This window comes from Nonomuraea lactucae, assembly GCF_003313395.1.
Taxonomy (GTDB): domain Bacteria; phylum Actinomycetota; class Actinomycetes; order Streptosporangiales; family Streptosporangiaceae; genus Nonomuraea; species Nonomuraea lactucae.
Genome location: NZ_QNFZ01000504.1, coordinates 1 through 1,423, shown reverse-complemented (window position 1 = coordinate 1,423; position 1,423 = coordinate 1). Strand labels below are relative to the sequence as shown.

The 1,423-nt window shown below is 62.3% G+C and carries 3 protein-coding genes; 1 reads left to right on the top strand and 2 read right to left on the bottom strand.

Features of this window, described 5'->3' with window-relative positions; translation table 11 throughout:
* Positions 1 to 60: 60 nt before the first annotated feature.
* A complete protein-coding gene (locus DQW85_RS23040) occupies positions 61 to 360 on the bottom strand; it encodes a helix-turn-helix domain-containing protein (protein ID WP_113702208.1) in 300 nt (99 codons plus the stop codon).
* Between the two features lie 233 nt (positions 361 to 593).
* Positions 594 to 821 carry a GntR family transcriptional regulator gene (locus tag DQW85_RS23035; protein ID WP_275888243.1) on the bottom strand — a complete coding sequence of 76 codons (228 nt, stop codon included), beginning with the start codon at positions 819 to 821 and terminating at the stop codon, positions 594 to 596.
* A 284-nt stretch (positions 822 to 1,105) separates the two neighbouring features.
* Here DQW85_RS23035 and DQW85_RS46015 point away from each other — a divergent pair.
* Positions 1,106 to 1,423, top strand: a 318-nt coding sequence (locus DQW85_RS46015) for a hypothetical protein (RefSeq protein WP_205315337.1), incomplete at its 3' end; no start/stop codon positions are given.

Genomic DNA, 1,423 nt, shown 5'->3' with positions numbered 1-1,423 from the left:
GAAGTGGGGACCTAAACCGGCCATCAGTGGTGACCTCGAACTGGCCACCTGTGGGGACTTTTACATGGCCACGGACATCTCTAACAGAGGTGGAACCGAGGAGTCTCCGTTCGTGACTCTGCTCATCAGGTGTTTGACCGGTATGCCATGCGTTGATGCGAGGGCGCGGACGTCAGCAGGTGTCGGCCTGGCTGTTCCGCGTTCGAGCCGCGACAGCTTGCTTCGCGATATGCCAGTCTCCTGGCTCAGCTCGCGCAGAGTAAGGCCACGGCGAATTCGTAAGGTGCGGAGCAGCTCGCCAAATGAAGGTGGATCGAGGTCTAGTCTCGTGAGCAATGGGAAGTTGTCTTCTCCAACCACGGCAGCTCCAAGTGTGCAGAAGATGAGCTGAGGCTAGCGTCATTCCACACCCGCCTGTAGGGGTTGGGGACGGGCGGCGAGTCGCTACCGATCCACCTAACAGGGCGTGTGCAGTGGATGCTAGCTGATGACGTCTCTAATGGCGCTGAGCCAGACAAGTGGAGCGAGTCAGTCGCTTGCGCCCCTCCCGCCGGGGTGCCTTTGCGACTGTGTTGGCGGTGACTCTCCTGCGTCTACTCTCCCTCCTTTGCCGGGGGAAGGACCACAAAACTGCCCATCCCCGGCTCTGTACGTATGAGCCCGTCTCGGCGCAACGCGCGGTGGACCTTCTGACCTGTTGCTGTGGCGATGCCGTAGATCTGCTGTAGGCGGAGGACGGATGGCACCTGGTCGCCGGGAGCGAGTTCGCCGCTCTCAATCTTGCTCCTGATGTCCTCGTAGACCTGGATCCTTCGGGGCACCCCCGGTTGCCACACCCGCTCTTGATCAGCCACATGCACTCGCTAAGTAGGCGATACCGTGGCAGGCGAGATAGACGATGGCTGGCGGGCTATAGCATGGTATACCTCGCCAGCATGACCGCCCGAAAGGTCGTAGCTGAGTCCGCGTGCCAATTGCACCGCGCAGAGGTGCACCCCGAGTTGCGCATTCGCACTGGAAGCGGTCGCCGCCTTGTCTGTGCCTACTCGATCGGAAGGCGAGGGCGTCCGATGAGTACACCGGGGGAAAGGTCGGGTGCCGGGCCGTGATCGTGAAGATGCTCCACAGCCCGGCACGGACATGGGACTACGCCACATGTCTGATCGGACGGCGAGGGACCGTGGTGAGCGTCCTGCGCAACGGGGCCCTGGCCTTGATCGAATTCGACGGTGAGCCCGACGAGTCGCCCGGTGGGGTGCGGCGGTGGTCCGTTCACTGGGATGGCCTGGAAATCTTCAAGGGCGTTGCCCTGCGGGGAGCAAGCCGACGTGCTGCCCACGCTCGCCGGTATCCATTCAGGCCTGCCGCTGAGCTGGGCGTCTGGTTTGAGGTAGACCCGCCGGTTTCCGCTGAATACGTAGAT